At 72.1% G+C, this 1,624-nt stretch carries 1 protein-coding gene; it reads left to right on the top strand.

Annotated features, from left to right (window positions below):
• Nucleotides 1-1,624 (top strand): condensation domain-containing protein (locus ABZW30_RS46940; protein WP_355677485.1); only part of this gene is annotated, 1,624 nt, incomplete at both ends.

The following is a 1,624-nucleotide window of genomic DNA, read 5'->3' as shown; positions in this document are numbered from 1 at the left end:
CACCGAGATCGTCGCCCCCCGCACCCCACTGGAAGAGCGCCTGGCCGCCGTCTGGTCCGAGGTCCTGGGCGTCGACCGGGTCGGCGTCGAGGACAGCTTCTTCGAGCTCGGCGGCGACTCGATCCGCGTCGTGCGCCTGGTCGGTGCCCTGCGCGCCGCCGGCTACGACGTCGATGTCCGGTCGGTCTACCAGCACGCGACGATCGCGGACCTGGGCACGTACATCTCCGGCAAGGAGACGGGCGAGTCCCTGGTCACCGCCGTGGAGCCGTTCGCGCTGATCGGCGACGAGGACCGCGCCGCGCTGCCGGCGGGCGTCGTGGACGCCTACCCGCTGTCGCAGATCCAGACCGGCATGCTCGTCGAGATGCTGGCCGCCCAGGAGCGCGGCGAGTCCGCCTACCTGAACATCAGCTCCTTCCGCATCCCGGATGCCGAGCCCTTCGACGCCGCCGCCTTCACGGAGGCCGCCGCCGTCGTGGCCGGCCGCCACGAGGCCCTGCGCACCTCGATGCACCTGAGCGGCTACTCGCGGCCGATGCAGCTGGTGCACGCGGACACCCGGATGCCGGTGGCGCTGCACGATCTGAGGGGTCTCGACTCCACCCAGCAGATCAAGGCGCTGCGGGCCTTCTCGGTGAAGGAACACGCCGCCGCCTTCGACCTCGGGACCGCGCCGCTGCTGCGGATCGCGATCCACCTGGAGTCGGACGAGGCCTGGCGACTCACGTTCACCTACAACCACGCCATCGCCGAGGGCTGGAGCTACCACTCGCTCCTCATGGAGCTGCTGGCGTCCTACCAGCACCTGCGCGACGGCCGTGAGCTGCCCGCCTACGAGGCGCCGACCGTCCGGTACGCGGACTTCATCGCCGCCGAGCTGGAGTCGCTGGCCTCCGAGGAGGACCGCGCCTTCTGGCGGGGGATCGTGGACAACCACGTTCCCGCGCAGCTGCCCGACTCCTGGGCCGACTCGGAGACGGCCGGGGCCCGCGAGCCGCTGGGGACGGACGTCGCCTTCGGCGACCTCGAGGACGGCCTCCGTACGCTCGCCGCCCGTGCCAGGACCTCGCTGAAGAGCGTGCTGCTGGCCGCGCACGTGAAGGTGCTGGGCATGCTCAGCACGGAGCGGGCCTTCCACACGGGCGTGGTCTACCACGGGCGTCTGGAGGCGCCGGGTGCGGAGCGGGTGCTGGGCATGCACCTGAACACGCTGCCGTTCCCCGCCACCCGGGCGTCCGGCACCTGGCGCCAGCTGGTGGAGCAGGTCTTCGCGCAGGAGGCGGAGACCTGGGCCCACCGCCGCTACCCGCTGCCCGCCGTCCAGCGGGACTCGGGGCAGAGCGGCCGCCTCATCGCGGTGCTCTTCGAGTACCTCGACTTCCACCAGGTCGACACCGAGACGGTCGACATGGCCGGCAACCTGAACGTCGGCGGCAACGAGTTCGCGCTCAACGTCGCGGCGGTCGGCCGGCGGATCATGCTCAACACGACCTCGGACGTCGTCGGCCGTGAGGCGCTGGGGCGTCTCGCGGGGATGTACCGGCTGGTGCTGGAGGCGATGGCGGCGGACCCGGAGGGGGACGCGTCGGGTGTGGTGCTGGCGGAGGCGGAGCGGGTGGCC

The organism is Kitasatospora sp. NPDC004669 (assembly GCF_040609455.1).
Lineage (GTDB): Bacteria > Actinomycetota > Actinomycetes > Streptomycetales > Streptomycetaceae > Kitasatospora.
Note: the sequence above shows the minus strand (reverse complement) of the source record. Positions and strands in the feature narration are given on the sequence as shown.